1 protein-coding gene is annotated in these 1685 nt (G+C 55.4%); it reads left to right on the top strand.

All coding sequences use genetic code 11. The features are described 5' to 3' along the window. Positions 1–599: 599 nt before the first annotated feature. Positions 600–1664: an acyltransferase gene (locus QJT78_RS50930; RefSeq protein ID WP_281460866.1), complete on the top strand. Its 1065-nt coding sequence runs from the start codon at positions 600–602 to the stop codon at positions 1662–1664. Positions 1665–1685 lie beyond the last annotated feature (21 nt).

Here is a 1685-nt window from a genome sequence, read left to right as displayed (position 1 = left end):
CCGGCGGCTCTTCTTCGTCATCTTCGCTCCTGATTCGCAGCAAGAATCCTCGCCGCTGTCAGGCAGAAAATCCACTCAAGCTACTGTCCGAATTTGCGGGGCCAGCTCTATCCGTCGTTCAGGATGTACCGCAATACGCTGAGACGGACTGGCATGGCTCTGAGGGGCCGCGTCAGCCCCGCTTATGCGGTCGGCTGCGACCATACCGAATCACGCGATCATATCGCTGGTCAGTTTCGTACGGGAATGCGTTGGGAGAGGTATCGGCAATGGGAAGTCGATCATATCAGGCCGCTTTCGTCGGCGCGAAAACTAAGCGAATTGATCGCGCTATGCCACTTCAGCAACCTCCAACCGCTGTGGCGAAGCGAGAACCTAAGAAAGGGCGGGGCCTAGCGCCCTGTCCACTCCCTCGTGCATCTGTCTTTTGCCTTTTTCCCCTAGAGTTAGACCCCAATAGCGGGATTGGCCCTAGCTGTTCGTCTAGATCGCTGTTCGGCGGGTAGGACGGCTACCTTTATTAGAAGCCAAAATTGAGGTTTACACCCTGAAATCCTCTCAGGTAATAGACTGCAATCCAGTAGAAATATTTGGAAACGTTGCGGCTTCTGGTGGCCTCATTGGAGATGATAGGTTCGGAGGGGACGAGCTTTCGCAGGGAAATCGTTCAACTTCGAGCGATTGCTGTCCTGAGCGTTCTGCTGTTTCACTTGAAAGTACCGGGCTTTCAGGGCGGCTTCGTCGGAGTCGACGTCTTTTTCGTCATCTCCGGCTACTTGATCACTCGCAATATCCTCGTGGACGACGCTGGCGGTCGCTTCTCCTTCAGCGCGTTCTACTTGCGACGAACGAGGCGCATCTATCCAGCCCTGATCTTCACGGTGCTTATGACGTACCTGTCGGGCGCGTTATGGACGGCGCCTCTACTGTTTCTCGATATTGCGAAGGAGTGCACGCATGCGCTGCTGTCGATCGCAAACATCCAATATTGGAGAGAAGCAAGCCATTACTTCGCAGCGAAGTCGGACGAACTCGCTCTGCTTCACTGTTGGTCGCTGTCGCTTGAAGAGCAGTTCTATCTTATTTGGCCCGCACTCCTGATCGCCGCGGCGCGCGTTGGATGCATAAGATCGGCAATCGTCCTGTTGTCGCTTGCATCCTTCTTGGCCACGATATGGGTTGGCCCCATCGACAGCTCTGCCGTTTTCTTCTTGATGCCGTTTCGCATGTTCGAGTTCGGTTGTGGCGCCTTGGTGCTTTTCGCCGGTCAAACGCCACGCCGCCAATCGGTCCGTGAATTGCTTTCGGCGGCTGGCTTCGCTGTGATCTTGTCCAGTGCCCTGTTGTTGCAGCCAGACACGTCACGGCAAGAATTGCTCGTTGTGATCCCATGCCTTGGCGCTGCTGCTGTGATTTGGACCGGAGATACAACCTTCGTTTCTCGCGCTCTACGCTCTCAGGCGCTAACCGCCATCGGAACAATCTCGTATTCACTCTATCTTTGCCACTGGCCGATCATTTTCTACTCGCGCTTCATCTTTGGTGAGGCGGCCGACACTGCTGGAGGCAATATAGTCCCCGTGGGTCGGTCAAAATCCCCCGGGTATGGTCACTTGAAACTCCCCCACCTGATGATCGCCGTCAGCGCCGCTGAACAGCAGTAGCCGGTCAGGCAGGACGTTTAT

The organism is Bradyrhizobium sp. Mp27 (assembly GCF_029953005.1).
In the GTDB taxonomy this organism is placed as follows: Bacteria; Pseudomonadota; Alphaproteobacteria; order Rhizobiales; family Xanthobacteraceae; genus Bradyrhizobium; species Bradyrhizobium barranii.
The sequence above is the reverse complement of the archived record's forward strand: the minus strand, read 5'-3'. Positions and strand labels throughout refer to the sequence as shown.